At 39.3% G+C, this 21,916-nt stretch carries 23 protein-coding genes; all 23 read left to right on the top strand.

The genetic code is table 11. From position 1 onward, the window contains the following. The first annotated feature begins 236 nt into the window (after window positions 1–236). Window positions 237–767: an FUSC family protein gene (locus HMPREF2963_RS02110; protein WP_003027011.1), complete on the top strand. Its 531-nt coding sequence runs from the start codon at window positions 237–239 to the stop codon at window positions 765–767. Between the two features lie 76 nt (window positions 768–843). Then, window positions 844–1,203: a MerR family transcriptional regulator gene (locus HMPREF2963_RS02105; RefSeq protein ID WP_003070793.1), complete on the top strand. Its 360-nt coding sequence runs from the start codon at window positions 844–846 to the stop codon at window positions 1,201–1,203. A 38-nt stretch (window positions 1,204–1,241) separates the two neighbouring features. Continuing rightward, entirely contained in the window at window positions 1,242–2,588 is a 1,347-nt protein-coding gene (gene glnA / locus HMPREF2963_RS02100) for a type I glutamate--ammonia ligase (protein WP_070668350.1), read from the top strand. Between the two features lie 187 nt (window positions 2,589–2,775). After that, window positions 2,776–3,141 carry a DUF1033 family protein gene (locus HMPREF2963_RS02095; RefSeq protein ID WP_003070791.1) on the top strand — a complete coding sequence of 122 codons (366 nt, stop codon included), beginning with the start codon at window positions 2,776–2,778 and terminating at the stop codon, window positions 3,139–3,141. A 69-nt stretch (window positions 3,142–3,210) separates the two neighbouring features. Further along, on the top strand, window positions 3,211–4,152 hold the full coding sequence (gene comGA / locus HMPREF2963_RS02090; RefSeq protein ID WP_037598168.1) for a competence type IV pilus ATPase ComGA: 942 nt from the start codon (window positions 3,211–3,213) through the stop codon (window positions 4,150–4,152). Beyond that, window positions 4,094–5,116: a competence type IV pilus assembly protein ComGB gene (gene comGB, locus HMPREF2963_RS02085; RefSeq protein ID WP_039677611.1), complete on the top strand. Its 1,023-nt coding sequence runs from the start codon at window positions 4,094–4,096 to the stop codon at window positions 5,114–5,116. Before comGA ends, comGB begins: the two co-directional genes overlap by 59 nt. Beyond that, a complete protein-coding gene (gene comGC, locus HMPREF2963_RS02080; protein ID WP_003070787.1) occupies window positions 5,113–5,430 on the top strand; it encodes a competence type IV pilus major pilin ComGC in 318 nt (105 codons plus the stop codon). The genes comGB and comGC overlap by 4 nt, the downstream gene beginning before the upstream one ends. Beyond that, complete coding sequence (comGD, locus tag HMPREF2963_RS02075) at window positions 5,390–5,818, top strand: competence type IV pilus minor pilin ComGD (protein WP_049481489.1); 429 nt, start codon at window positions 5,390–5,392, stop codon at window positions 5,816–5,818. Before comGC ends, comGD begins: the two co-directional genes overlap by 41 nt. Next, window positions 5,790–6,083: a competence type IV pilus minor pilin ComGE gene (gene comGE, locus HMPREF2963_RS02070; RefSeq protein ID WP_006269989.1), complete on the top strand. Its 294-nt coding sequence runs from the start codon at window positions 5,790–5,792 to the stop codon at window positions 6,081–6,083. Before comGD ends, comGE begins: the two co-directional genes overlap by 29 nt. Continuing rightward, on the top strand, window positions 6,067–6,504 hold the full coding sequence (gene comGF, locus HMPREF2963_RS02065; RefSeq protein WP_006270001.1) for a competence type IV pilus minor pilin ComGF: 438 nt from the start codon (window positions 6,067–6,069) through the stop codon (window positions 6,502–6,504). Before comGE ends, comGF begins: the two co-directional genes overlap by 17 nt. Then, complete coding sequence (gene comGG, locus HMPREF2963_RS02060; RefSeq protein WP_003070783.1) at window positions 6,485–6,811, top strand: competence type IV pilus minor pilin ComGG; 327 nt, start codon at window positions 6,485–6,487, stop codon at window positions 6,809–6,811. The genes comGF and comGG overlap by 20 nt, the downstream gene beginning before the upstream one ends. Window positions 6,812–6,895: 84 nt before the next feature. Beyond that, the gene (locus HMPREF2963_RS02055) at window positions 6,896–7,849 is read left to right on the top strand and encodes a class I SAM-dependent methyltransferase (protein WP_006269998.1); all 954 of its coding nucleotides are present in this window, start codon (window positions 6,896–6,898) and stop codon (window positions 7,847–7,849) included. 46 nt (window positions 7,850–7,895) lie between these two features. Beyond that, a complete protein-coding gene (locus HMPREF2963_RS02050; protein ID WP_006269979.1) occupies window positions 7,896–9,095 on the top strand; it encodes an acetate kinase in 1,200 nt (399 codons plus the stop codon). 388 nt (window positions 9,096–9,483) lie between these two features. Continuing rightward, on the top strand, window positions 9,484–11,298 hold the full coding sequence (gene glmS / locus HMPREF2963_RS02045; RefSeq protein WP_070668347.1) for a glutamine--fructose-6-phosphate transaminase (isomerizing): 1,815 nt from the start codon (window positions 9,484–9,486) through the stop codon (window positions 11,296–11,298). 418 nt (window positions 11,299–11,716) lie between these two features. After that, window positions 11,717–13,846, top strand: a complete 2,130-nt coding sequence (locus HMPREF2963_RS02040; protein ID WP_070668366.1) for an ATP-dependent Clp protease ATP-binding subunit — start codon at window positions 11,717–11,719, stop codon at window positions 13,844–13,846. 167 nt (window positions 13,847–14,013) lie between these two features. After that, on the top strand, window positions 14,014–15,471 hold the full coding sequence (locus HMPREF2963_RS02035) for a PTS ascorbate transporter subunit IIC (RefSeq protein ID WP_070668344.1): 1,458 nt from the start codon (window positions 14,014–14,016) through the stop codon (window positions 15,469–15,471). A gap of 30 nt (window positions 15,472–15,501) precedes the next feature. Continuing rightward, entirely contained in the window at window positions 15,502–15,783 is a 282-nt protein-coding gene (locus HMPREF2963_RS02030) for a PTS sugar transporter subunit IIB (protein ID WP_003032305.1), read from the top strand. Window positions 15,784–15,969: 186 nt separating this feature from the next. Continuing rightward, window positions 15,970–16,455, top strand: coding sequence for a PTS sugar transporter subunit IIA (locus tag HMPREF2963_RS02025; RefSeq protein ID WP_003032306.1), 486 nt, complete (start codon window positions 15,970–15,972; stop codon window positions 16,453–16,455). A gap of 47 nt (window positions 16,456–16,502) precedes the next feature. After that, complete coding sequence (locus HMPREF2963_RS02020; RefSeq protein WP_003032302.1) at window positions 16,503–17,168, top strand: 3-keto-L-gulonate-6-phosphate decarboxylase UlaD; 666 nt, start codon at window positions 16,503–16,505, stop codon at window positions 17,166–17,168. Window positions 17,169–17,171: 3 nt separating this feature from the next. Continuing rightward, entirely contained in the window at window positions 17,172–18,032 is an 861-nt protein-coding gene (locus HMPREF2963_RS02015; protein WP_048800658.1) for an L-ribulose-5-phosphate 3-epimerase, read from the top strand. Window positions 18,033–18,034: 2 nt separating this feature from the next. Continuing rightward, entirely contained in the window at window positions 18,035–18,736 is a 702-nt protein-coding gene (locus HMPREF2963_RS02010) for an L-ribulose-5-phosphate 4-epimerase (RefSeq protein ID WP_003070771.1), read from the top strand. 203 nt (window positions 18,737–18,939) lie between these two features. Further along, entirely contained in the window at window positions 18,940–20,610 is a 1,671-nt protein-coding gene (locus HMPREF2963_RS02005; RefSeq protein ID WP_070668341.1) for a BglG family transcription antiterminator, read from the top strand. 161 nt (window positions 20,611–20,771) lie between these two features. Next, on the top strand, window positions 20,772–21,863 hold the full coding sequence (ulaG, locus tag HMPREF2963_RS02000) for an L-ascorbate 6-phosphate lactonase (protein ID WP_037598157.1): 1,092 nt from the start codon (window positions 20,772–20,774) through the stop codon (window positions 21,861–21,863). Window positions 21,864–21,916 lie beyond the last annotated feature (53 nt).

Raw genomic sequence — 21,916 nt, 5'->3', positions numbered from 1 at the left:
TACGGAACAATAATTCTAAAGGAGACTGGAACAAAAAATTTCCAGTCTCAAATTTATGTAATCATAAATGATGACTGCAGTAGCTGATTGCTCACAGCAGTACTTGAAGGTTGCAGTTAGGATTTGTGGCACAAGCTTCAACCTTTTAGAATGAAAAGAAATTGTTTTCATTTCTTGTAATCATTATTATCTTTTCTCTAAAATATGTTAGAATAAAGGTAAAAGGAAATGCATGAATGGGTTATTTTAAGAAGTATAAGTTTGATAAGTCGAAATTTAAATTAGGAATGCGAACCTTTAAAACGGGGGTCGCGGTTTTTCTTGTTCTTCTTGTCTTTGGGCTTTTTGGTTGGAAAGGATTGCAGATTGGTGCTCTGACAGCTGTTTTCAGTTTGCGCGAAGATTTTGATAAAAGCGTCCATTTTGGAACCTCTCGTATTTTAGGGAATAGCATTGGTGGTTTGTATGCCTTGCTCTTCTTTCTCATCAATAACCTGTTTCATGAGCAGTTTTGGGTGACCTTACTGGTCGTTCCTATTTGTACGATGTTAACGATTATGACAAATGTTGCTATGAACAACAAAGCGGGAGTGATTGGTGGTGTTTCTGCCATGCTGATTATTACTTTATCTATTCCAACAGGAGAGACAGTTTTGTATGTATTTGCACGTGTCTTTGAGACTTTCATGGGGGTTTTCGTTGCCATGCTGGTCAATTCTGATGTGGATCGCTTGCGGAAGGTATTGAAATTAAAAAACGAAGAATAATGTTAGAAAATATAACATGAGTTCTTGACATAGAAATTTTTTCAGATTATAATAGAGCATAAGAAAGGAATTTGCAATGAAGGAAAAAGAATTTCGTCGCAATATGGCTGTTTTTCCCATTGGTAGCGTTATGAAATTGACGGATTTGACAGCACGTCAGATTCGTTATTATGAAGATCAAGAATTGATTAAGCCTGATCGAAATGAAGGAAATCGCCGCATGTATTCATTAAATGATATGGATCGCTTGTTGGAGATTAAAGATTACATTTCAGAAGGTTACAATATTGCTGCTATTAAACGGAAATATGCTGAGCGCGAAGCGAGATATAAAAAGCCAGTGAGCGAGAAAGACGTTCGTCGAGCCCTTCATAACGATATTTTGCAACAAGGTCGTTTTGCTTCTTCCCTTCCACCATTTGGTCGTATGCATTGACCAACATCAATTTTTAAAAATTTCATAAGGAGATACTCATGCCAATTACAGTAGCTGACATTCGTCGCGAAGTGAAAGAAAAAAATGTTACCTTTATCCGTTTGATGTTTTCGGATGTTTTGGGAACGATGAAAAATGTCGAAATTCCGGCGACAGATGAACAGCTGAATAAAGTTTTGTCCAACAAAGTGATGTTCGATGGTTCTTCTATCGAGGGTTTTGTGCGTATCAATGAATCAGATATGTACCTTTATCCTGACTTGGGTACATGGACTGTTTTCCCTTGGGGAGATGAAAATGGCAGTGTCGCAGGACTAATTTGCGATGTTTATACAACAGAAGGAACTCCCTTTAAAGGGGATCCGCGTGGAAATTTGAAGCGTGCTTTGAGACATATGGAAGAGCTTGGTTTCAAATCTTTCAATCTTGGTCCTGAGCCAGAATTTTTCCTTTTCAAATTGGATGAAAATGGCGATCCAACTCTTGAGGTAAATGATAAGGGTGGTTATTTTGATTTGGCGCCAACTGATCTGGCTGACAATACTCGTCGTGAAATCGTCAATGTCCTCACAACGATGGGATTTGAAGTAGAAGCCAGTCACCATGAAGTAGCGATCGGTCAGCATGAAATTGACTTCAAATATGATGAAGTACTTCGTGCCTGTGATAAGATTCAGTTGTTTAAACTGGTTGTTAAAACAATTGCTCGTAAGCATGGTCTGTATGCAACGTTCATGGCAAAACCAAAATTTGGTATTGCCGGTTCAGGTATGCACTGTAACATGTCGCTCTTTAATCAGGATGGTCAAAATGCATTTTTTGATCCAGAAGATCCAAATGGTATGCAATTATCAGAAACAGCTTACTATTTTCTTGGTGGCCTAATTAAGCATGCTTACAATTATACAGCTATCATGAACCCGACTGTAAATTCTTACAAACGCTTAGTTCCTGGCTATGAAGCTCCTGTGTATATTGCTTGGGCAGGACGGAACCGTTCTCCGCTTGTTCGTGTGCCAGCTTCACGCGGTATGGGAACACGTTTGGAATTGCGTTCGGTTGACCCAATGGCTAACCCTTATATCGCTATGGCGGTTCTTCTTGAAGTTGGACTTCATGGGATTGAAAATAAAATTGAAGCACCTGCTCCAATTGAAGAAAATATCTATGTTATGACAGCAGAAGAGCGTAAAGAAGCAGGGATTACGGATCTTCCATCTACTCTCCACAATGCGGTGAAAGCACTAACAGAAGATGAAGTTGTAAAAGCTGCCTTGGGTAGTCATATCTATACAAGTTTTGTGGAAGCAAAACGCATCGAATGGGCAAGCTATGCCACTTTCGTTTCCCAATGGGAAGTAGATAACTACCTTGATTTGTATTAATAAATTGGAAATGAGGCTTAAGAAGAGTCTCGTTTTCTTATTTGATGAATGAAAAAGTACTAATCAAAATAATGCCACTTTTTCTACATTTTTGAGCAAATGGCGAAAAACTTGTATAATGGAGCATATCTGTTTAAAAAATTTAGCATTTCCGATATAATAAACAGAACAAAGGGAGGTGAAGCAGGTGTATTGTGTGATTGAAATGTATGGCAAAGATGAGCCTTGGTGGTTTTTTGATGACTGGGAAGCTAATATCGTATCAGTACAGCATTTTGATAACTATTATACTGCTTTAAAGTATTATAAGCGCCAATGGCTGAAGTTGGTAGCTGCTTTTCCTTTCTATAAAAGTCGAAGTGATTTAATGTCCATTTTTTGGGATGCAGAAGATTTGCGCTGGTGTGAAGAATGTAGTGATTCTGTCCAGCAATACCATTCTCTCGCTTTATTGGAAAATGATGGTGTCATTCCTAAAGAGAAATGGAGACCGGGCTATAATAAACAAAATAGTGAAGAGGAACATCGTGCTTGCTCTCTAACGTTTAAATAATTTACAAAATGGTGATTTTTCATCATTTTTTTATTTTCTTCTGCGAATAATATAAAGTGAGGAGGAGATATGGTTCAAAACATTGCACAGGCTATTATTTGTCAGGCTAAGGAAGAACGAGCACAGGACATTTATTTTGTTCCGAAGGAAAATGTTTACGAGTTGTATATGCGAATTGGAGATGAACGCCGTTTTATACGCAATTATGAATTTGAAGAGCTAGCTGCTGTAATCAGTCATTTCAAGTTTACTGCTGGGATGAATGTGGGAGAAAAACGTCGCAGTCAGCTGGGCTCTTGCGATTATCAATATAGTGACAAGAAAACGTCGCTACGGTTATCAACAGTGGGGGATTACCGTGGATATGAAAGCCTGGTGATTCGTCTATTGCATGATGAAGAAGCAGAGCTGAAGTTTTGGTTTGCTCAAATTCCGGAGTTGAAAGAACGTTTCAAACAGCGAGGGCTTTACCTTTTTTCAGGACCGGTAGGAAGTGGTAAAACTACTCTCATGCACCAGTTGGCTCAAGAGCGTTTTGCCGATCAGCAAATCATGTCAATTGAAGATCCGGTTGAAATCAAACAAGCAGGGATGTTACAGCTGCAGCTGAACGAAGCGATTGGTTTAACTTATGAAAGTTTGATTAAACTTTCTCTTCGGCATCGACCGGATTTATTGATTATCGGAGAGATTCGTGATGCGGAGACAGCACGGGCAGTTGTTCGAGCTAGCTTAACGGGAGTGACTGTTTTTTCAACTATTCATGCTAAAAGCGTACGAGGTGTCTATGAACGGTTGCTGGAGTTGGGAGTGACAGAAGCAGAGCTGAAAATTGTTTTGCAAGGAATTTGCTACCAACGGTTAATTGCGAAAGGAGGAATAGTGGATTTTGTCAGTGAAAGGTATCAAGAGCATGAGCCAAGTGACTGGAATAAGCAGATTGATCAGCTTTATGCAGCAGGACATATCACTTTTGAGCAGGCAGAAACGGAAAAAATTATCCATAGGTAGGCAGAAAAAAGTCGTAGAGTTGCTGAATAATCTTTTTTCTAGCGGCTTTCATTTAGCAGAAATGATTGATTTTTTGAAGCGGAGTGCCCTGCTAGAAAAAACCTATGTGGAAAAGATGAAAGAGGGTTTAGCAACAGGAAAACCTTTTTCAGAAATTATGGCTAGTTTAGGATTTTCAGATAATGTTGTCACCCAGCTTTCACTGGCAGAGCTACATGGGAATCTCTCACTCAGCCTGAATAAGATTGAGGAATACTTGGAAAATGTCTCAAAAGTCAAGAAAAAGTTAATTGAAGTAGCTACTTATCCATTCATTTTACTTATTTTTTTAGTATTCATTATGTTAGGGCTGCGAAATTATTTACTTCCGCAGTTAGAACGCCAAAATAGTGCAACGCAGCTGATTAGTCAGTTGCCGCAAATTTTTCTGGGTTCATTAGGAGTAGTCCTTGTTTTGTTAGCGATAGGTTTTTATTGGTTTAGAAAAAGCTCAAAAATAGTAGTGTTTAGCTTCTTGGCTCGACTTCCTTTTTGTGGAACTTTTATTCAAGCGTATTTGACAGCTTATTATGCGCGCGAATGGGGAAATATGATTGGTCAAGGTTTAGAACTCAGTCAGATTTTTCAGATGATGCAAGGGCAACGCTCTGCTATGTTTCAAGAAATTGGAAAAGACTTAGAAGTTGCGCTGCAAAATGGTCAGGAATTTTCCCAAGTGGTTAAACACTACCCGTTTTTTAAAAAGGAATTGGGTTTGATAATTGAATACGGTGAAGTGAAATCCAAATTAGGGTGTGAATTAGAAGTTTATGCTCAAAAAACGTGGGAGAAGTTTTTTAGTCGGATCAATCAAGCTATGAACTTAGTGCAGCCGCTTGTCTTTGTTTTTGTGGCACTGGTTATTGTTTTATTGTATGCAGCCATGTTGCTGCCAATTTATCAAAATATGGAGGTTCAATTATGAAAAAAATTAAAAATATAAAGGTAAAAGCTTTCACTTTGGTGGAAATGTTAGTGGTGCTTCTAATCATCAGTGTTTTGATGCTTTTGTTTGTTCCGAATTTGACCAAACAAAAAGAAGCTGTAACGGAAAAAGGAAATGCAGCTGTTGTGAAGGTTATCGAAAGTCAGGCAGAGCTTTTTGAAGTGAATCATACTAATGAAAAAGCGACGCTTTCAAAATTAGTCAGTGAAGGAACTATTACAGACAAGCAAGCAGCATCATACAAGGCTTATTATGCAAAACATACAAAAGAAGCTCGTACAGTTGCAGATTAAAGGTTTTACGCTTTTGGAAAGTTTGCTGACCTTATTTATGACGAGTCTCTTATTGCTTGCTGTATCAGGTTCAGTACGTTCATCGTTTGAGCAAGTAGAACAGCAAATTTTCTTTCTAGAGTTTGAGCATTTTTATCGGGAAAGTCAGAAGTTGAGTAGTGCAGCTCAAAGTCAGTTGGACATGAATTTTTCTCGCGAGAGGATTTCCAATGGTTACAGCCATTTGGCAGTTCCTCGCTCGATTCAGGCTCCGGAAGGCCTGACACTTCATTTTGACAGGGCAGGCGGCAATTCATCGCTCGGAAAGGTTGTCTTTCAGACAAATAAGCAAACAATTACGTATCAATTATATCTAGGAAATGGAAAATTTAAGAAAACAATGCGTTAGAGGAACGATTTTATTAGAAGCTTTATTGGCATTGGCTGTTTTTGCGTTTATTGTGACCTTGTTATTGGGGCAGATCCATCAGTCTCGACAGACAGAAAATGATTTACTAAAAAAAGAAGAAGTTCTAAGAGTGGCTAATATGGCATTACAAACAAAGCAAAGCCATTTAACAATAAACGGTATTGAAGTTCGTGTTGAAAAAAGTCAACAAGGCATCCAGATTTATCATGGGAAGGAGCTGATTGTCGGTGTTCAAGGCAAATAAAGTGAAAGCTTTTACACTTTTAGAGGCTCTGGTTGCCCTCTTTGTAATCAGCGGGAGTGTGCTATTATTTCAATCGATGACGCGTCTTCTGGCTTCGGAGGTCCGAGCTCGACAACACAGTGAACAACGAGAATGGCTTTTGTTTGCCCATCAATTAGAAGCGGAATTGATTCGTTCTTCATTTGAAAAAGTGGAGAATAATCGTTTATACATGAAGCAGGACGGTAAGACGATTGCATTTGGAAAGTCAAGTGGACAAGATTTCAGAAAAACCAATGCAAATGGGAAAGGCTATCAGCCTATGATTTATAATATGAAAAAAGCAGAAATCTCACAGAAAAATGAGCTGATTCATATCAGAATGACATTTAAGCGAGGATTGGAAAGGGAGTTCGTCTATCGTGTGGAAACAAAGAGTTAAAGCAGGTATTATGCTCTATGCCCTTTTTATAACAGCTGTCTTTAGCTTACTTTTGCAATTTTACCTTCATCGGCAAACTGCAAATCACAGGAATTTCACCCTAAACCGAGAGCGAATACAGGCTTATGCAATGGCAGCTGTAGCAAATGAAAATCCTAAACAAAGGAATTTTGAACAGGGGTATGTGCAAGATCAGAAAGATGAGAAAGAGTTCATCCTGACAGTAACAATGAACACTGGTCGCCGTTATCAATTTCGCTTCCCACTTATGCATTCCAATCAAACCAATGACAATTTAGACGAATAAGTGAGAATAGAACTAGATGTGAGCAACTGAGGACTCGCTCGCAAAAAGAGATAAATTTTGGTATGATAGGGAGCGGAGGATACTATGAATTTTGAAAAAATAGAACAGGCTTATTCGCTTTTGTTAGAGAATGTCCAGGAGCTCCAAAATACTCTTTTGACGAATTTTTATGATGCTTTGGTCGAGCAAAATGGGGTTTATCTGGATGGAAATACAGAGCTAGCTATTGTCAAAAAAAATAATGAAACACTTAAATCTTTGAAATTAGATAAAGAAGAATGGCGACGAGCATACCAATTTTTGCTGATGAAAGCGGCTCAAACAGAGCCTTTGCAAGCTAATCACCAATTTACTCCAGATTTTATCGGGTTTATCCTAACATTTCTCATTGACCAATTGAGTAATAAAGAACATATTGATGTGTTGGAAATTGGTAGTGGAATGGGAAATTTGGCAGAAACCATTCTTAATAATACAAATAAAAACGTGGATTATCTAGGACTGGAATTGGACGATCTGCTAATTGATATATCAGCCAGTATCGCAGATGTGATGGATGCAAAAGTTAGTTTTGTGCAAGGTGATGCGGTGCGCCCGCAAGTATTGAAAGAAAGCGATGTGATTATCAGTGATTTACCAGTTGGCTTTTATCCTGATGATAACATTGCGACGCGCTATGAAGTGGCTAGTAGACAGGAGCATACTTATGCTCATCATTTGTTAATGGAACAATCGCTCAAGTATCTCAAATCGGATGGTTATGCTATTTTCCTTGCACCAAATGATTTACTGACTAGCACACAAAGTGATTTATTAAAAAATTGGTTGCAGAAGCATGCACAAATAGTTGCAATGATTGCGTTACCAGAGTCTCTTTTTGGAAATGCAGCATACGCTAAAACAATTTTTGTACTGAAAAAGCAAGATGAACAAGCTGTCCAACCATTTGTTTATGCTTTATCTGATTTGCAGAATCAAGCGGATTTATTGACATTTAGCGAAAAGTTTCAAAATTGGAGCCAAGAAAGTGAAATTTAAACAAGTTTTTGATATAATAAATGAAAACGCTTAAAAGAGGTAATTTATGTCAAAAACAATTTCAATCAATGCCGGAAGTTCTAGTCTAAAATGGCAATTATACGAAATGCCAGCTGAAAAGGTCATCGCTAAGGGGTTAATTGAGCGAATTGGTCTCAAAGATTCCATTTCAACGGTCAAATTTGATGGTCGTGCGGAGAAACAAATTTTAGATATTGATGACCACACACAAGCTGTTAAAATTTTGTTAGATGATCTAATGCGCTTTGGTATTATTAAAGCCTATGATGAAATCACAGGTGTCGGTCATCGTGTCGTTGCAGGTGGTGAATATTTTAAAGAATCTGCACTTGTGGATAGCGAAGAAGTGATTCAAAAAGTAGAAGAATTAGCGCTTCTTGCACCACTTCATAACAAAGCAAATGCAGCAGGAATTCGTGCATTTAAAGAATTGTTGCCAGACATTACAAGTGTCGTTGTGTTTGATACGTCATTTCATACAACAATGCCTGAAAAAGCTTACCGTTATCCATTGCCAACTAAATATTATACTGAAAACAAAGTGCGTAAATATGGTGCGCATGGAACAAGTCATCAGTATGTTGCCAAGGAAGCCGCTAAAGTGCTTGGCAAACCGCTTGAAGATCTGAAACTAATTACTTGCCATATTGGGAATGGTGCTTCTATTACAGCAGTCAAAGGTGGTCAATCTGTTGACACTTCAATGGGCTTTACTCCGCTAGGTGGCGTGATGATGGGAACTCGCACAGGGGATATTGATCCAGCGATTATTCCTTATCTGATGGAGCATACAGAAGATTTGAATACGCCGGAAGATATTAATCGTATTTTAAATCGTGAGTCAGGTCTCTTAGGGGTATCTGAGAAATCCAGCGACATGCGTGATATTCATGCCGCTATGCGCGCTGGTGATGCCAAAGCACAGTTGGCGAATGACATCTTTGTTGATCGTATTCAAAAATATATTGGTCAGTATCTGGCTGTTTTAAACGGAGCAGACGCCATTATCTTTACCGCTGGAATTGGTGAGAATTCTGTGACGATTCGTCGATTAGTTATTGAGGGAATTTCTTGGTTTGGTTGTGAACTTGACCCAGAAAAGAATGTTTTTGGTAATTATGGAGATATTTCAATGCCAGATTCCAAGGTTCGAGTGCTGGTTATTCCAACGGATGAAGAATTGGTTATTGCTCGTGATGTTGAACGATTTAAAAATCAAAAATGAAATGTTAAAAGATTGAACCTAGAGCAATCATATGGAAGAAAAGGCTGGTTTTATCCAGTCTTTTTGTTTCTAGTTATGAAGTAGCGGATTATTTAGATCATAGATTGAATGTTCAATAGACTATGCCCAAAGTATACTTTGATGTTGTAAAGAAAACGTTTAGAGCAGATTACTTTTTTGTTTATAGAAGACAACTAAATTTGCTTGAAGTCTCTTGGTTGCACCGCCTTTCTTTTTTGAACTATACCAATTTTATTGTTGACAAATTCACAATAAAATTATATACTGACTTAGCTTGTTTTGTATAGCTATTATTAGACTATACCAATTTAAAAAATCAAAGAAGGAGATGGCAGACTTCTGAAAGTCGTTTGCTAGAAAGAATAGTATGTGTGGAATTGTCGGAGTTGTTGGAAATCGGAATGCAACAGATATTTTAATGCAGGGTCTAGAAAAATTAGAATACCGGGGATATGATTCAGCGGGAATTTTTGTGACAAATGGGAAAACATCTAGCTTAGTCAAATCGGTTGGTCGTATTGCCGACCTTCGTTCAAAAATCGGGATTGATGTAGCTGGAACGGCTGGTATTGGGCATACACGTTGGGCAACACACGGAAAACCAAGTGAAAGCAATGCGCATCCGCATACGTCTCAAACTGGACGCTTTGTTTTAGTGCATAATGGTGTTATCGAAAATTACCTAGATATTAAGAATACATATCTTGCTGAACATGATTTGAAGGGTCAGACAGATACAGAAATTGCGGTTCACTTGATTGGAAAATTTGTTGAAGAGGACGGACTCTCAGTACTAGATGCTTTTAAAAAAGCGCTCCACATCATTGAAGGTTCCTATGCTTTTGCTTTAATGGATGCAGAGGATGCAGACGTGATCTATGTGGCGAAAAATAAATCACCGCTCTTAATTGGCCTGGGAGAAGGCTACAATATGGTCTGTTCGGATGCTATGGCGATGATTCGTGAAACCAGCGAATACATGGAAATTCATGATAAAGAACTGGTAATTGTGACCGCTGACAGCGTAGAAGTGCAGAACTATGACGGGAATCCAATTGAGCGCGATAGTTATACTGCGGAACTTGATTTATCAGATATTGGCAAAGGCACTTATCCTTACTATATGCTCAAAGAAATTGATGAGCAACCGACCGTGATGCGTAAGCTGATTCAGGCATATACAGATGATAATGATCAAGTAGTTGTCGATCCAGCTATTATAAACGCTGTTCAAGAGGCTGATCGGTTGTATATTTTAGCGGCTGGAACTTCTTATCATGCTGGATTTGCAACCAAGCGGATGCTGGAAGAATTGACAGATACACCTGTGGAATTAGGGATTTCTTCAGAATGGGGCTACAGATGGCCATTACTGAGCAAGAAACCAATGTTTATCCTGATTAGCCAATCTGGTGAGACGGCCGATAGCCGTCAGGTTTTGGTTAAAGCCAATGCAATGGGGATTCCGAGCTTGACTGTAACCAATGTTCCAGGTTCCACTTTGTCTCGTGAAGCGACTCACACGATGTTACTTCATGCAGGACCAGAGATTGCCGTAGCTTCTACCAAGGCTTATACAGCACAGATTGCGACTTTGGCTTTTCTAGCAAAAGCAGTTGGAGATGCCAATGCCAATGAAAAAGCAAAACAGTTTGATTTAGTGCATGAATTATCCATTGTGGCGCAAGCCATTGAGGCTACGCTATCTGAAAAAGACAGTATTGACGAAAAAGTACATGAGTTACTCGCAACAACACGCAATGCTTTCTATATCGGTCGAGGACAAGACTATTATGTTGCTATGGAAGCCAGCCTAAAATTAAAAGAAATTTCCTATATCCAGTGTGAAGGATTTGCTGCTGGAGAGTTAAAACATGGAACGATTTCTTTGATTGAAGACGGTACGCCAGTAATAACCTTGATTTCTTCCGATGAGCAATTGGCCAGTCATACTCGCGGCAATGTATCAGAAGTTGTGGCGCGTGGTGCAAATGTTTTGACCGTTGTAGAAGAAAATGTAGCAAAAGAAGGGGACGATATTGTTTTAATGTCTGTTCATCCATATCTGTCACCAATTTCTATGGTCGTGCCGACACAGTTGATTGCTTATTTTGCAACTTTGCATCGCGGTTTAGATGTAGATAAACCACGAAACCTTGCTAAATCTGTTACAGTAGAATAAAAAGAAGAATCATCGAGTAAAGTACTTGGTGATTTTTTGTAGCATTGACATAAAGTGAAAAAGTTAATTTTGGTGAAATTGAGGAAAATGAAATTAGAAAAACTATTGTTAAGATTATAGTTCAAAATATCAAAAATTATGTAATTTTTTACAAAAATCTATTGACTTTTTGTTTGGAACACTGTATAATTACAATTGTAAACGGAAAGAGACAAAATCCGTTACACTCGCCAAAACAAGATGAATTTCTAGAGGTATTTTGCTAAAAGAATTTCATCTCTATTTTGGGAGACAATAAAAATTATGTAAACTATTAAACTGCCTTTGATAAATATAAATCCAAAAGATAGAGTTGCTCACTTTGTCTTATATTTTAAGCAGTTTCAAAAATTATGTAAAACATAAGCGAGGTGCAGATATGAATAACAACTACAACAACTTTGATAACATGGATGATCTTTTCAACCAATTGATGGGAAGAATGGGCGGTTTTAATAGTGAAAATCGACGTTATCTCATCAATGGACGTGAAGTAACACCAGAAGAATTTGCACAATATCGTGCAACGGGAAAACTGCCGAAACAAGCAGTAGAAGGTCAAAATCCGCAAATGCAAACGCAAACAGGCACTCCAAAACAAGATGGCATTTTAGCAAAATTGGGTCGCAATTTGACAGAAGAAGCGCGGCAAGATATGTTAGATCCCGTTATTGGGCGCAATAAGGAAATTCAAGAAACAGCTGAAATTCTGTCTCGTCGGACGAAGAATAATCCAGTGCTAGTCGGAGATGCTGGGGTTGGTAAGACCGCAGTTGTCGAAGGTTTGGCACAAGCGATTGTCAACGGCGATGTCCCTGCTGCTATTAAAAATAAGGAAATTATTTCTGTAGATATTTCTGGATTAGAAGCAGGTACGCAATATCGCGGTAGCTTTGAAGAAAATATTCAAAATTTGGTGTCTGAAGTGAAAGAAGCCGGCAATGTCATTCTCTTCTTTGATGAAATTCATCAAATCCTTGGTGCTGGAAGCACAGGTGGAGACAGCGGCTCTAAAGGTTTGGCAGACATTTTGAAACCAGCTCTTTCTCGTGGGGATTTAACTGTGATTGGTGCGACGACGCAAGATGAATACCGCAATACCATTTTGAAAAATGCGGCTTTGGCTCGCCGTTTCAATGAAGTAAAAGTAAATGCTCCGTCTGCAGAGGATACTTATAAGATTTTGCAAGGAATTCGTGATTTGTACGAAAAACACCACAATGTTATCTTGCCAGATGAAGTGTTAAAAGCGGCTGTGGATTATTCGATTCAATATATTCCGCAACGCAGTTTGCCAGATAAAGCAATTGACCTAGTGGATGTGACAGCGGCTCACTTAGCAGCTCAACACCCCGTTACAGATGTGCATGCAGTAGAACGTGAAATCGCAGAGCAAAAGGCCAAACAAGAAGCTGCTGTTGAAAAAGAAGATTTTGAAACGGCTTTGAATGCCAAGATGCGCATTGAAGAGCTGGAAAAGAAAATTGAAAATCATACGGAAGATATGAAAGTGACAGCGACTGTCAATGATGTGGCAGAGTCTGTAGAACGCATGACGGGTATTCCTGTTTCTCAAATGGGCAGCAGCGATATTGAGCGCTTGAAAGAGATGAATGCGCGCTTGAAAACAAAAGTCATTGGACAAAATGAAGCAGTTGAAGCGGTGGCGCGTGCTATTCGTCGGAATCGTGCAGGCTTTGATGAAGGAAACCGTCCAATTGGTAGCTTCCTTTTTGTCGGACCAACTGGGGTCGGAAAAACAGAGCTGGCTAAGCAATTAGCGCTTGATATGTTTGGTACAAAAGATGCGATTATTCGTTTGGATATGTCTGAATACTCTGACCGTACAGCCGTGTCGAAGCTGATTGGTACAACAGCTGGTTATGTGGGATATGATGACAATAGCAATACGTTGACAGAACGTGTTCGTCGCAATCCATACTCGATCATTTTGCTGGACGAAATCGAAAAAGCTGATCCGCAAGTCATCACGCTGTTATTGCAAGTCTTGGACGATGGACGTTTGACAGACGGTCAAGGAAACACTGTCAACTTTAAGAATACAGTTATTATCGCTACTTCTAACGCAGGATTTGGCTATGAAAGCTTTACGGGCGATGAAGAAAAGGATATGAAAATTATGGATCGGTTGAAACCATACTTCCGTCCAGAATTCTTGAACCGTTTCAATGCAGTCATTGAATTCTCTCATCTTGGTAAAGAAGATTTAGCTGAAATTGTTGAATTGATGCTGGCTGAAGTCAACCAAACGCTTGCTAAGAAAGACATCACGTTAACAGTAACAGATGCAGCCAAACATTATCTAGCAGAAGAGGGGTATGATGAAGTCATGGGTGTTCGTCCGCTTCGTCGTGTGATTGAGCAACAAATTCGTGATAAAGTAACCGACTTCCATTTGGATCATTTAGATGCGAAACATCTTCTTGCAGATTTGAAAGATGATGAATTAGTTATCGAAGAAGCGAAAGAGCATCAAACTAAAAAATAAACAGAAGAGTAACGCCGGAGCGGATTTCCGGCGTTTTTTAAGTGTGCTTAATTTTCAGGTCCAAGAGTGAACAGTTGCTTGTGTAATTCTTGGTCTTTTTGTTACCGCTTACATCTTTTATAATAGACTTAGAAAGAACAAATAAAATAGAAAAAAGGAGAGTTAAAATGAACATCATTTTAAACATTCTGAACTGGTTCTCGCAAAATATTTTGCAGAATCCAGCCTTCTTTGTAGGTCTTTTGGTTCTCATTGGCTATGCGTTATTGAAAAAACCAGCGCATGATGTCTATGCTGGTTTCATCAAAGCGACAGTTGGTTATATGCTGTTGAACGTTGGGGCTGGAGGTTTGGTAACAACTTTCCGTCCGATTTTAGCGGCTCTGAACTTTAAGTTTAAGATTGGTGCAGCGGTAATTGACCCTTACTTTGGATTGACAGCGGCAAATACAAAGATTGCAGAAGAATTTCCAAACTTTGTCGGAGCAGCAACAACAGCACTCTTGATTGGTTTTGGTGTCAACATCCTGCTCGTTGCTCTTCGGAAAATTACGAAAGTACGGACGCTGTTCATTACAGGTCATATCATGGTTCAACAAGCAGCGACCGTTTCATTGATGGTTCTTCTCCTTGTTCCTCAATTGCGTAATAGCTGGGGCGTGCTGGCAATCGGTGTCATCTGTGGACTTTACTGGGCAGTCAGCTCTAATATGACAGTAGAAGCAACACAACGTTTAACTGGTGGCGGTGGTTTTGCGATTGGTCACCAACAACAGTTTGCGATTTGGTTTGTGGATAAAGTTGCAAGCAAATTTGGCAAGAAAGAAGAAAATCTTGACAATTTGAAGTTGCCAAAATTCTTGTCTATTTTCCATGATACAGTGGTTGCTTCGGCGACATTGATGTTGGTTTTCTTTGGAGCCATTCTCTTAATCTTGGGTCCAGATATCATGTCAAATGCAAAAGTTATCACATCAGGTACAGTTTACAATTCTGCTAAGCAAGACTTTTACATGTATATCATTCAAACAGCCTTCACTTTCTCCGTTTATCTCTTTGTCTTGATGCAAGGTGTACGGATGTTCGTAGCAGAATTGACCAATGCCTTCCAAGGTATCTCTAACAAATTGCTTCCTGGTTCATTCCCAGCTGTGGACGTTGCAGCTTCTTACGGTTTTGGTTCACCAAATGCGGTGCTTTCAGGATTTGCTTTCGGTTTGATTGGACAATTGATTACCATTATGCTCTTGATTGTCTTTAAGAATCCAATTCTCATTATCACCGGTTTCGTTCCAGTATTCTTTGACAATGCAGCGATTGCAGTTTATGCGGATAAACGTGGTGGCTGGAAAGCAGCGGTTATCCTGTCCTTTATCTCAGGTGTGCTGCAAGTGGCACTCGGTGCTCTCTGTGTAGCGCTTCTCGGTCTTGCTTCTTACGGCGGTTACCATGGAAATATTGACTTTGAATTCCCATGGCTTGGATTTGGCTATCTTTTCAAATATCTTGGCATTGTAGGTTACATTCTTGTTTGTGTATTCTTGCTGATTATTCCACAACTACAATTTGCCAAAGCAAAAGACAAGGAAGCCTACTATCGTGGTGATGTTCAAACAGAAGAATAAAAATAGATTTAAATATTGGAGGAAAATAATATGGTTAAGGTATTAACAGCGTGCGGAAATGGCATGGGCTCATCTATGGTGATTAAGATGAAAGTAGAAAATGCTCTGCGAAAATTAGGACAAACAGATTTTACCGTCAATTCTTGCAGTGTTGGAGAAGCAAAAAGCCTTGCTTCTGGTTATGATATTGTCATTGCTTCTCTTCATTTGATTCATGAATTGGATGGACGGACAAATGGTAAATTGATTGGTCTGGATAATCTGATGGATGACAAAGAAATTACTGAAAAATTGTCTCAGGTACTAGAGTGATGAGGACGACTGACCTTGTCATAAGATTGATACAATAGGAAAGGATGAGGGGCTTAGAGCAAACGCTCTAGCCTCATTCACTTAACAAGAATAGAACTTGGACGAAAATGTTAGAACGGATAGGAAGCGGTAGTTTCTTTAGAAAAGGACTTTTTCTTATTCTTATAACTGATGAAAGGAAACATGATGAACCTAAAGCAAGCATTGATTGAAAACAACTCCATTCGTTTAGGTCTTTCTGCTTCAACTTGGCAAGAAGCGGTCAAACTTGCTGTTGACCCTTTGATTGAAAGTGGAGCTGTTAAGCCTGAATATTATGATGCTATCATCGAATCCACAGAAGGATATGGTCCTTACTATATTTTGATGCCCGGTATGGCTATGCCGCATGCACGACCAGAAGCTGGTGTTCAAAGAGATGCTTTCTCTTTGGTGACGTTGAAGGAGCCTGTAACTTTCTCGGACGGAAAAGGCGTGAGTGTTTTGTTAGCTCTTGCAGCAACGAGTTCAAAAATTCATACGAGTGTTGCAATTCCACAAATCATTGCTCTTTTTGAATTGGAAAATTCTATTGATCGTTTGTTAGCTTGTCAAACAGAAGCAGAAGTTCTAGCTTTGATTGATGAGTCAAAAAATAGTCCTTATTTAGAAGGATTGGATTTAGATAGTTAGTAAATGGTTGTGTTTCAATATATTAGAAAATAGAAAGTGAGAAAATGATGTCAAAACATATTCCAAATTTACAAGTTGCACTGGATCATTCCGATTTGCAAGGAGCTATTAAAGCAGCTGTCTCGGTAGGTCATGAAGTAGATGTTATTGAAGCAGGAACAGTTTGCCTCTTGCAAGTCGGCAGTGAGTTGGTAGAAGTGCTGCGTAGTTTATTTCCTGATAAAATCATCGTAGCTGACACTAAATGTGCTGACGCTGGTGGGACAGTTGCTAAAAATAATGCCGTACGCGGTGCGGATTGGATGACTTGCATTTGTTGTGCGACGATTCCAACCATGAAAGCAGCCCTGAAAGCTATACAAGAAGAACGCGGTGAACGCGGTGAAATTCAGATTGAGCTCTACGGTGATTGGACTTATGAGCAAGCTCAGACTTGGTTGGATGCTGGTATCTCGCAAGCCATTTATCACCAATCACGCGATGCCCTTCTTGCAGGCGAAACTTGGGGTGAAAAAGATCTCAATAAAGTTAAGAAATTGATTGAAATGGGTTTCCGTGTGTCTGTGACAGGTGGTTTGAATGTGGATACACTCAAACTCTTTGAAGGAGTGGATGTCTTTACCTTTATTGCTGGACGCGGAATAACAGAAGCTGAAAACCCAGCAGCAGCAGCGCGTGCTTTCAAAGACGAAATCAAGCGAATCTGGGGGTAAGCTATGGCACGTCCGATTGGAATTTATGAAAAGGCGACACCTAAGCATTTTTCTTGGCAAGAACGGTTAGAATTTGCCAAAGAAATGGGCTTTGATTTTGTGGAAATGTCGGTTGATGAGTCAGATGCTCGGCTGGCACGTCTCACTTGGTCCAAAAAAGAACGTCTAGAGCTTGTCAAAGCCATCTATGATACCGGTGTGCGGATTCCCAGCATATGCTTTAGCGGTCATCGGCGTTATCCATTAGGCTCAAACAATCCTGAACTAGAAGCCAAATCGCTTGAAACGATGAAACAATGTATCGAATTAGCACAGGATTTAGGCGTGCGGGTCATTCAATTAGCCGGCTATGATGTTTATTATGAAGAAAAATCACCTGAAACACGCGTTCGTTTCTTAAAAAATCTGCGACGAGCATGTGATTGGGCTGAGCAGGCGCAGGTCATGCTGGCGATTGAAATTATGGATGACCCATTTATCAACAGCATTGAAAAATATCTGGCTGTGGCGAAAGAAATCAATTCGCCTTATCTCTTTGTCTATCCAGATACAGGTAATGTTTCTGCTTGGCATAATGACCTCTGGAGTGAATTTTACCTTGGTCATCAGGCAATTGCTGCGCTGCACTTAAAAGATACCTATGCCGTGACGGAGCATTCTAAAGGGCAATTTCGAGATGTACCTTTTGGCAAAGGTTGTGTCAACTGGGAAGAAATGTTTGCCGTTTTGAAAAAAACCAACTACCAAGGACCGTTTTTGATTGAAATGTGGTCTGAAAATTGTGAAACGGTGGAAGAAACCAAAGCAGCTATCAAAGAAGCGCAGGATTTCCTTTATCCACTCATTGAGAAAGCAGGGTTATGAGAATGTTAGTACCAGAATTACGAGAACGTGTCTATAAAGCCAATATGGAGCTTCCAGAGCACGGATTAGTGAAGTTTACTTGGGGAAATGTTTCGGCGATTGACCGCGAGAAAGGTTTGATTGCCATCAAACCTTCTGGTGTGGCGTATGAAAATCTATCTCCAGAAAATATGGTTGTGACAGATTTGGATGGCAATATTGTCGAAGGTGATCTCAATCCGTCATCAGATTTGCCGACGCATGTTGAGTTGTATAAAGCATTCCTAGAGGTTGGCGGTATTGTCCATACGCACTCGACAGAAGGTGTGGCTTGGGCTCAAGCAGGACGTGATATTCCTTGTTATGGCACGACGCATGCTGACACTTTCTACGGTGCTATTCCTTGCGCTCGTGCTTTGACAACTGAAGAAATCAATGGCGAGTATGAAAAAGAAACTGGTAAAGTCATTGTTGAAGAATTTGCCAAGCGTGGCTTAGATCCACTCGCAGTAGCAGGTGTAACCGTCCGCAATCACGGACCATTTGCTTGGGGGAAGGATGAAAAGTCTGCTGTTTATAATGCAGTTGTACTTGAAGAAGCTGCTCGCATGGCACGCTATACGGAAGCTATCAATCCAACTGTTGCAGAAGTACCGCAAGAGCTCAAAGATAAACATTACCTGCGGAAACATGGCAAGAATGCTTACTACGGACAGAAAAAGTAAGAACAATGATAAGAAATATCTTAAGGAGTGGAACGATCACCATGATTGCAAAGTGTCATGCTGGTCAGTTCCACGCCTTCCTTTTCTCATTTTGTCTCCGTAAAAACTCAAGATAGCCAAATAATAACGAGGTGTTTCAATTGCGTAGGAAGATGTGTGAAAAGATGTTATAATAATTTACAGTCCCTTTCAAGGAGTAAATGATGATACTATTGGACCAGACAAGCTGTGACTTACTAAGATACCTCATTCGGTTGAAAGAGCCAGAAACGATTATGACGATTTCACGGGCAACCAATCAATCGCGGAGGAAGATTTATTATCATTTGGAAAAAATCAATGACGCTTTGGCAGAGGTTGGTGAAATGATTAGCAGTCGTCCGAGGGTAGGGATTGTCTTAACTGCACAGCAAAAAGAATTATGCCAATCCTTGCTGGAAGGAGTCGATTCTTATAGTTATGTCATGAGCATGACCGAGCGCATGCAGTTGACTGTTCTGTATATTTGTGTTGCAAACAAGCGTGTCACCATTGAAAAACTGATGGAATTGACCGAGGTGTCTCGAAATACCGTTCTTAATGATTTGAACGAAATCCGCAATCAGTTAGCTTCAGAGCAGTATCAAGTCAACCTTACATCCACAAAAGCGCAAGGATATCTTTTGAAATGTCATCCACTCAATAAAATCCAATATGTACATTCTCTCTTGTATCACATTTTTGCAGAGGGAAATCATAGTTTTGTTACGATTTTAACAAAGAAGATAAGGAATTTTGTTGGTGATGAGATTCTTCTGTCGGATGATTTACAAGACTTTCTTAACCAAAGGGTACAAGATGTAGAGCAAGACTTAGGTAAGAAAATCAATCGCCATGAAATCAAATTTATGTTGCAAGTCTTACCATATCTTCTGTTAAGCTGTCGAAATATGGCTTTAAGTGAGGAAGAACAGGAAGATTTGAAGCGTGAGTTTACCTTGATTCGCAAGCGGATTGAATATCAAGCAGCTAAACATTTGAACAACAATTTAGGGGCGACATTTGGCTTGAAATTAAATGATATTGAGATTTCACTCTTAACTGTTCTTTTGCTTTCTTACCGGAAAGATCGGGATATTCATGCAACCAGTCAAGATTTTGTCCAATTAAAAGAAGCGATTGATGAGTTTATATGGCGTTTTGAAGTTAGTTCGCACTTTGAAATTGAAAATAAAGAAGATTTGTTGCGAAATTTATTGACGCATTGCAAAGCTCTACTATTTCGTAAAACCTACGGCATTCTGTCTAAAAATCCATTGACACGACAGATCAAGGAAAAATATGCAGATTTGTTTGCAGTCACTAAATCTTGTTCTGTGATTTTAGAGGAAGCTTGGCTTATTTCATTAACCGATGATGAAGTTGCTTACCTTGCCTTGCACATGGGTGGATTCTTAAAACATAATCGTGCTGAAAAACAAGATGCCAAACGGATTTATTTAGTCTGTGATGAAGGAGTAGCTGTGCAGAAATTGCTACTCAAACAGTGCTTGTATCATTTACCAAATGAAAATTTAAGTGCTGTTTTTACGACAGAACAATTCAAAAGCGTCGAAGACATTTTAGATGTGGATTTATTAATTACGACAAATGACGGCTTGGAAACCACTCTGCCAACGATACAAGTTCAGCCTATTTTGGATTATGAAGATGTATTAAATATTACTTCTTTTGTCAAAGATCAAGCTCTTTCGACTAAAGGAGTACGATTTAGTCAAGAGTTAGAGCACCTTTTAGCGTCTTACATCAAAGATTCAGCTCGGACACAAGAGCTGAAAAATAAAATTCAAAAACTTGTAAACGAAGAATTATTATCAACTTCAACGGAAGAATGAAAGAATGGATGACTAGCTAGGGATAGAATTCCCGGCTTTTTTAGGTACTAAAAATAGTCCAATCTTGAACACAGCCTTGTGTTTTATTTGGTCTTTTTTTCTCTCTTAGAGCAGCTTATACTAAAGATAGAAATATAATATTATCTTGAGGAGGAATGATCATGCCAAACGTAAACGAAATTACTCGGGAATCTTGGATTTTAAGTACTTTCCCAGAATGGGGCACTTGGCTTAACGAAGAAATTGAAGCAGAAGTAGTGCCTGAAGGTAACTTTGCTATGTGGTGGTTAGGGAATTGTGGTGTTTGGATTAAGACACCAGGTGGAGCTAATGTGGTCATGGATCTTTGGTCTAACCGCGGAAAATCAACTAAAAAGGTCAAAGACATGGTGCGTGGTCACCAGATGGCAAATATGGCAGGCGTACGTAAATTGCAGCCAAACTTGCGCGTGCAGCCAATGGTGATTGATCCATTTATGATTAATGAGTTGGACTATTATCTGGTATCGCATTTTCACAGTGACCATATTGATATCAATACTGCAGCAGCGATTGTCAACAATCCGAAATTGAATCATGTTAAATTTGTCGGACCTTATGAATGTGGCGAAATCTGGAAAAAATGGGGTGTCCCAGAAGAACGTATCATCGTGATTAAACCCGGCGAAAGTTTTGAGTTTAAAGATATTAAAGTATCAGCTGTGGAATCTTTCGACCGAACTTGCTTGGTAACACTTCCAGTTGATGGTGCTGATGCCCAAGATGGTGAACTGAAAGGTCTGCCTGTAACAGATGAAGAAATGGCGCGTAAAGCAGTCAATTATATTTTTGAAACGCCAGGTGGTACAATTTATCATGGTGCAGATTCGCACTTCTCAAATTATTTTGCCAAACACGGAAAAGATTTCAAGATTGATGTGGCTATTAATAACTATGGTGATAACCCAATCGGTATTCAAGATAAGATGACTTCGATTGATTTGCTTCGTATGGCTGAAAACCTTCGTGCCAAAGTTATTATTCCAGTTCATTATGATATTTGGTCTAACTTCATGGCTTCAACGGACGAGATTTTAGCCTTGTGGAAGATGCGTAAAGAGCGCCTCCAATATCAATTCCATCCATTCATCTGGGAAGTCGGTGGTAAATATACCTATCCGCAAGACAAAGACAGGATTGAATATCATCACCCACGTGGCTTTGATGATTGCTTTGAGCATGATTCAAACATTCAATTTAAAGCTTTACTATAAAAAATTAAGTGGGAATTATCCGTATACATTGCGATATGCGGATAATTTTCATA

It is taken from the genome of Streptococcus sp. HMSC067A03, from assembly GCF_001814295.1.
In the GTDB taxonomy this organism is placed as follows: domain Bacteria; phylum Bacillota; class Bacilli; order Lactobacillales; family Streptococcaceae; genus Streptococcus; species Streptococcus constellatus.
Note: the sequence above shows the minus strand (reverse complement) of the source record. Positions and strands in the feature narration are given on the sequence as shown.

What these genes read in the sequence shown, in the direction of transcription:
- comGA (WP_037598168.1), top strand. Translation starts at nt 3,211, where the DNA reads ATGGTTCAAAACATTGCACAGGCTATTATTTGTCAGGCTAAGGAAGAA.
- glnA (WP_070668350.1), top strand. Translation starts at nt 1,242, where the DNA reads ATGCCAATTACAGTAGCTGACATTCGTCGCGAAGTGAAAGAAAAAAAT.
- HMPREF2963_RS02005 (WP_070668341.1), top strand. Translation starts at nt 18,940, where the DNA reads ATGATACTATTGGACCAGACAAGCTGTGACTTACTAAGATACCTCATT.
- ulaG (WP_037598157.1), top strand. Translation starts at nt 20,772, where the DNA reads ATGCCAAACGTAAACGAAATTACTCGGGAATCTTGGATTTTAAGTACT.
- comGB (WP_039677611.1), top strand. Translation starts at nt 4,094, where the DNA reads ATGCAGCAGGACATATCACTTTTGAGCAGGCAGAAACGGAAAAAATTA.
- HMPREF2963_RS02110 (WP_003027011.1), top strand. Translation starts at nt 237, where the DNA reads ATGGGTTATTTTAAGAAGTATAAGTTTGATAAGTCGAAATTTAAATTA.
- HMPREF2963_RS02040 (WP_070668366.1), top strand. Translation starts at nt 11,717, where the DNA reads ATGAATAACAACTACAACAACTTTGATAACATGGATGATCTTTTCAAC.
- HMPREF2963_RS02030 (WP_003032305.1), top strand. Translation starts at nt 15,502, where the DNA reads ATGGTTAAGGTATTAACAGCGTGCGGAAATGGCATGGGCTCATCTATG.
- comGE (WP_006269989.1), top strand. Translation starts at nt 5,790, where the DNA reads ATGGAAAATTTAAGAAAACAATGCGTTAGAGGAACGATTTTATTAGAA.
- HMPREF2963_RS02015 (WP_048800658.1), top strand. Translation starts at nt 17,172, where the DNA reads ATGGCACGTCCGATTGGAATTTATGAAAAGGCGACACCTAAGCATTTT.
- HMPREF2963_RS02025 (WP_003032306.1), top strand. Translation starts at nt 15,970, where the DNA reads ATGAACCTAAAGCAAGCATTGATTGAAAACAACTCCATTCGTTTAGGT.
- HMPREF2963_RS02010 (WP_003070771.1), top strand. Translation starts at nt 18,035, where the DNA reads ATGTTAGTACCAGAATTACGAGAACGTGTCTATAAAGCCAATATGGAG.
- comGC (WP_003070787.1), top strand. Translation starts at nt 5,113, where the DNA reads ATGAAAAAAATTAAAAATATAAAGGTAAAAGCTTTCACTTTGGTGGAA.
- HMPREF2963_RS02055 (WP_006269998.1), top strand. Translation starts at nt 6,896, where the DNA reads ATGAATTTTGAAAAAATAGAACAGGCTTATTCGCTTTTGTTAGAGAAT.
- glmS (WP_070668347.1), top strand. Translation starts at nt 9,484, where the DNA reads ATGTGTGGAATTGTCGGAGTTGTTGGAAATCGGAATGCAACAGATATT.
- HMPREF2963_RS02050 (WP_006269979.1), top strand. Translation starts at nt 7,896, where the DNA reads ATGTCAAAAACAATTTCAATCAATGCCGGAAGTTCTAGTCTAAAATGG.
- HMPREF2963_RS02020 (WP_003032302.1), top strand. Translation starts at nt 16,503, where the DNA reads ATGTCAAAACATATTCCAAATTTACAAGTTGCACTGGATCATTCCGAT.
- comGD (WP_049481489.1), top strand. Translation starts at nt 5,390, where the DNA reads ATGCAAAACATACAAAAGAAGCTCGTACAGTTGCAGATTAAAGGTTTT.
- HMPREF2963_RS02105 (WP_003070793.1), top strand. Translation starts at nt 844, where the DNA reads ATGAAGGAAAAAGAATTTCGTCGCAATATGGCTGTTTTTCCCATTGGT.
- HMPREF2963_RS02035 (WP_070668344.1), top strand. Translation starts at nt 14,014, where the DNA reads ATGAACATCATTTTAAACATTCTGAACTGGTTCTCGCAAAATATTTTG.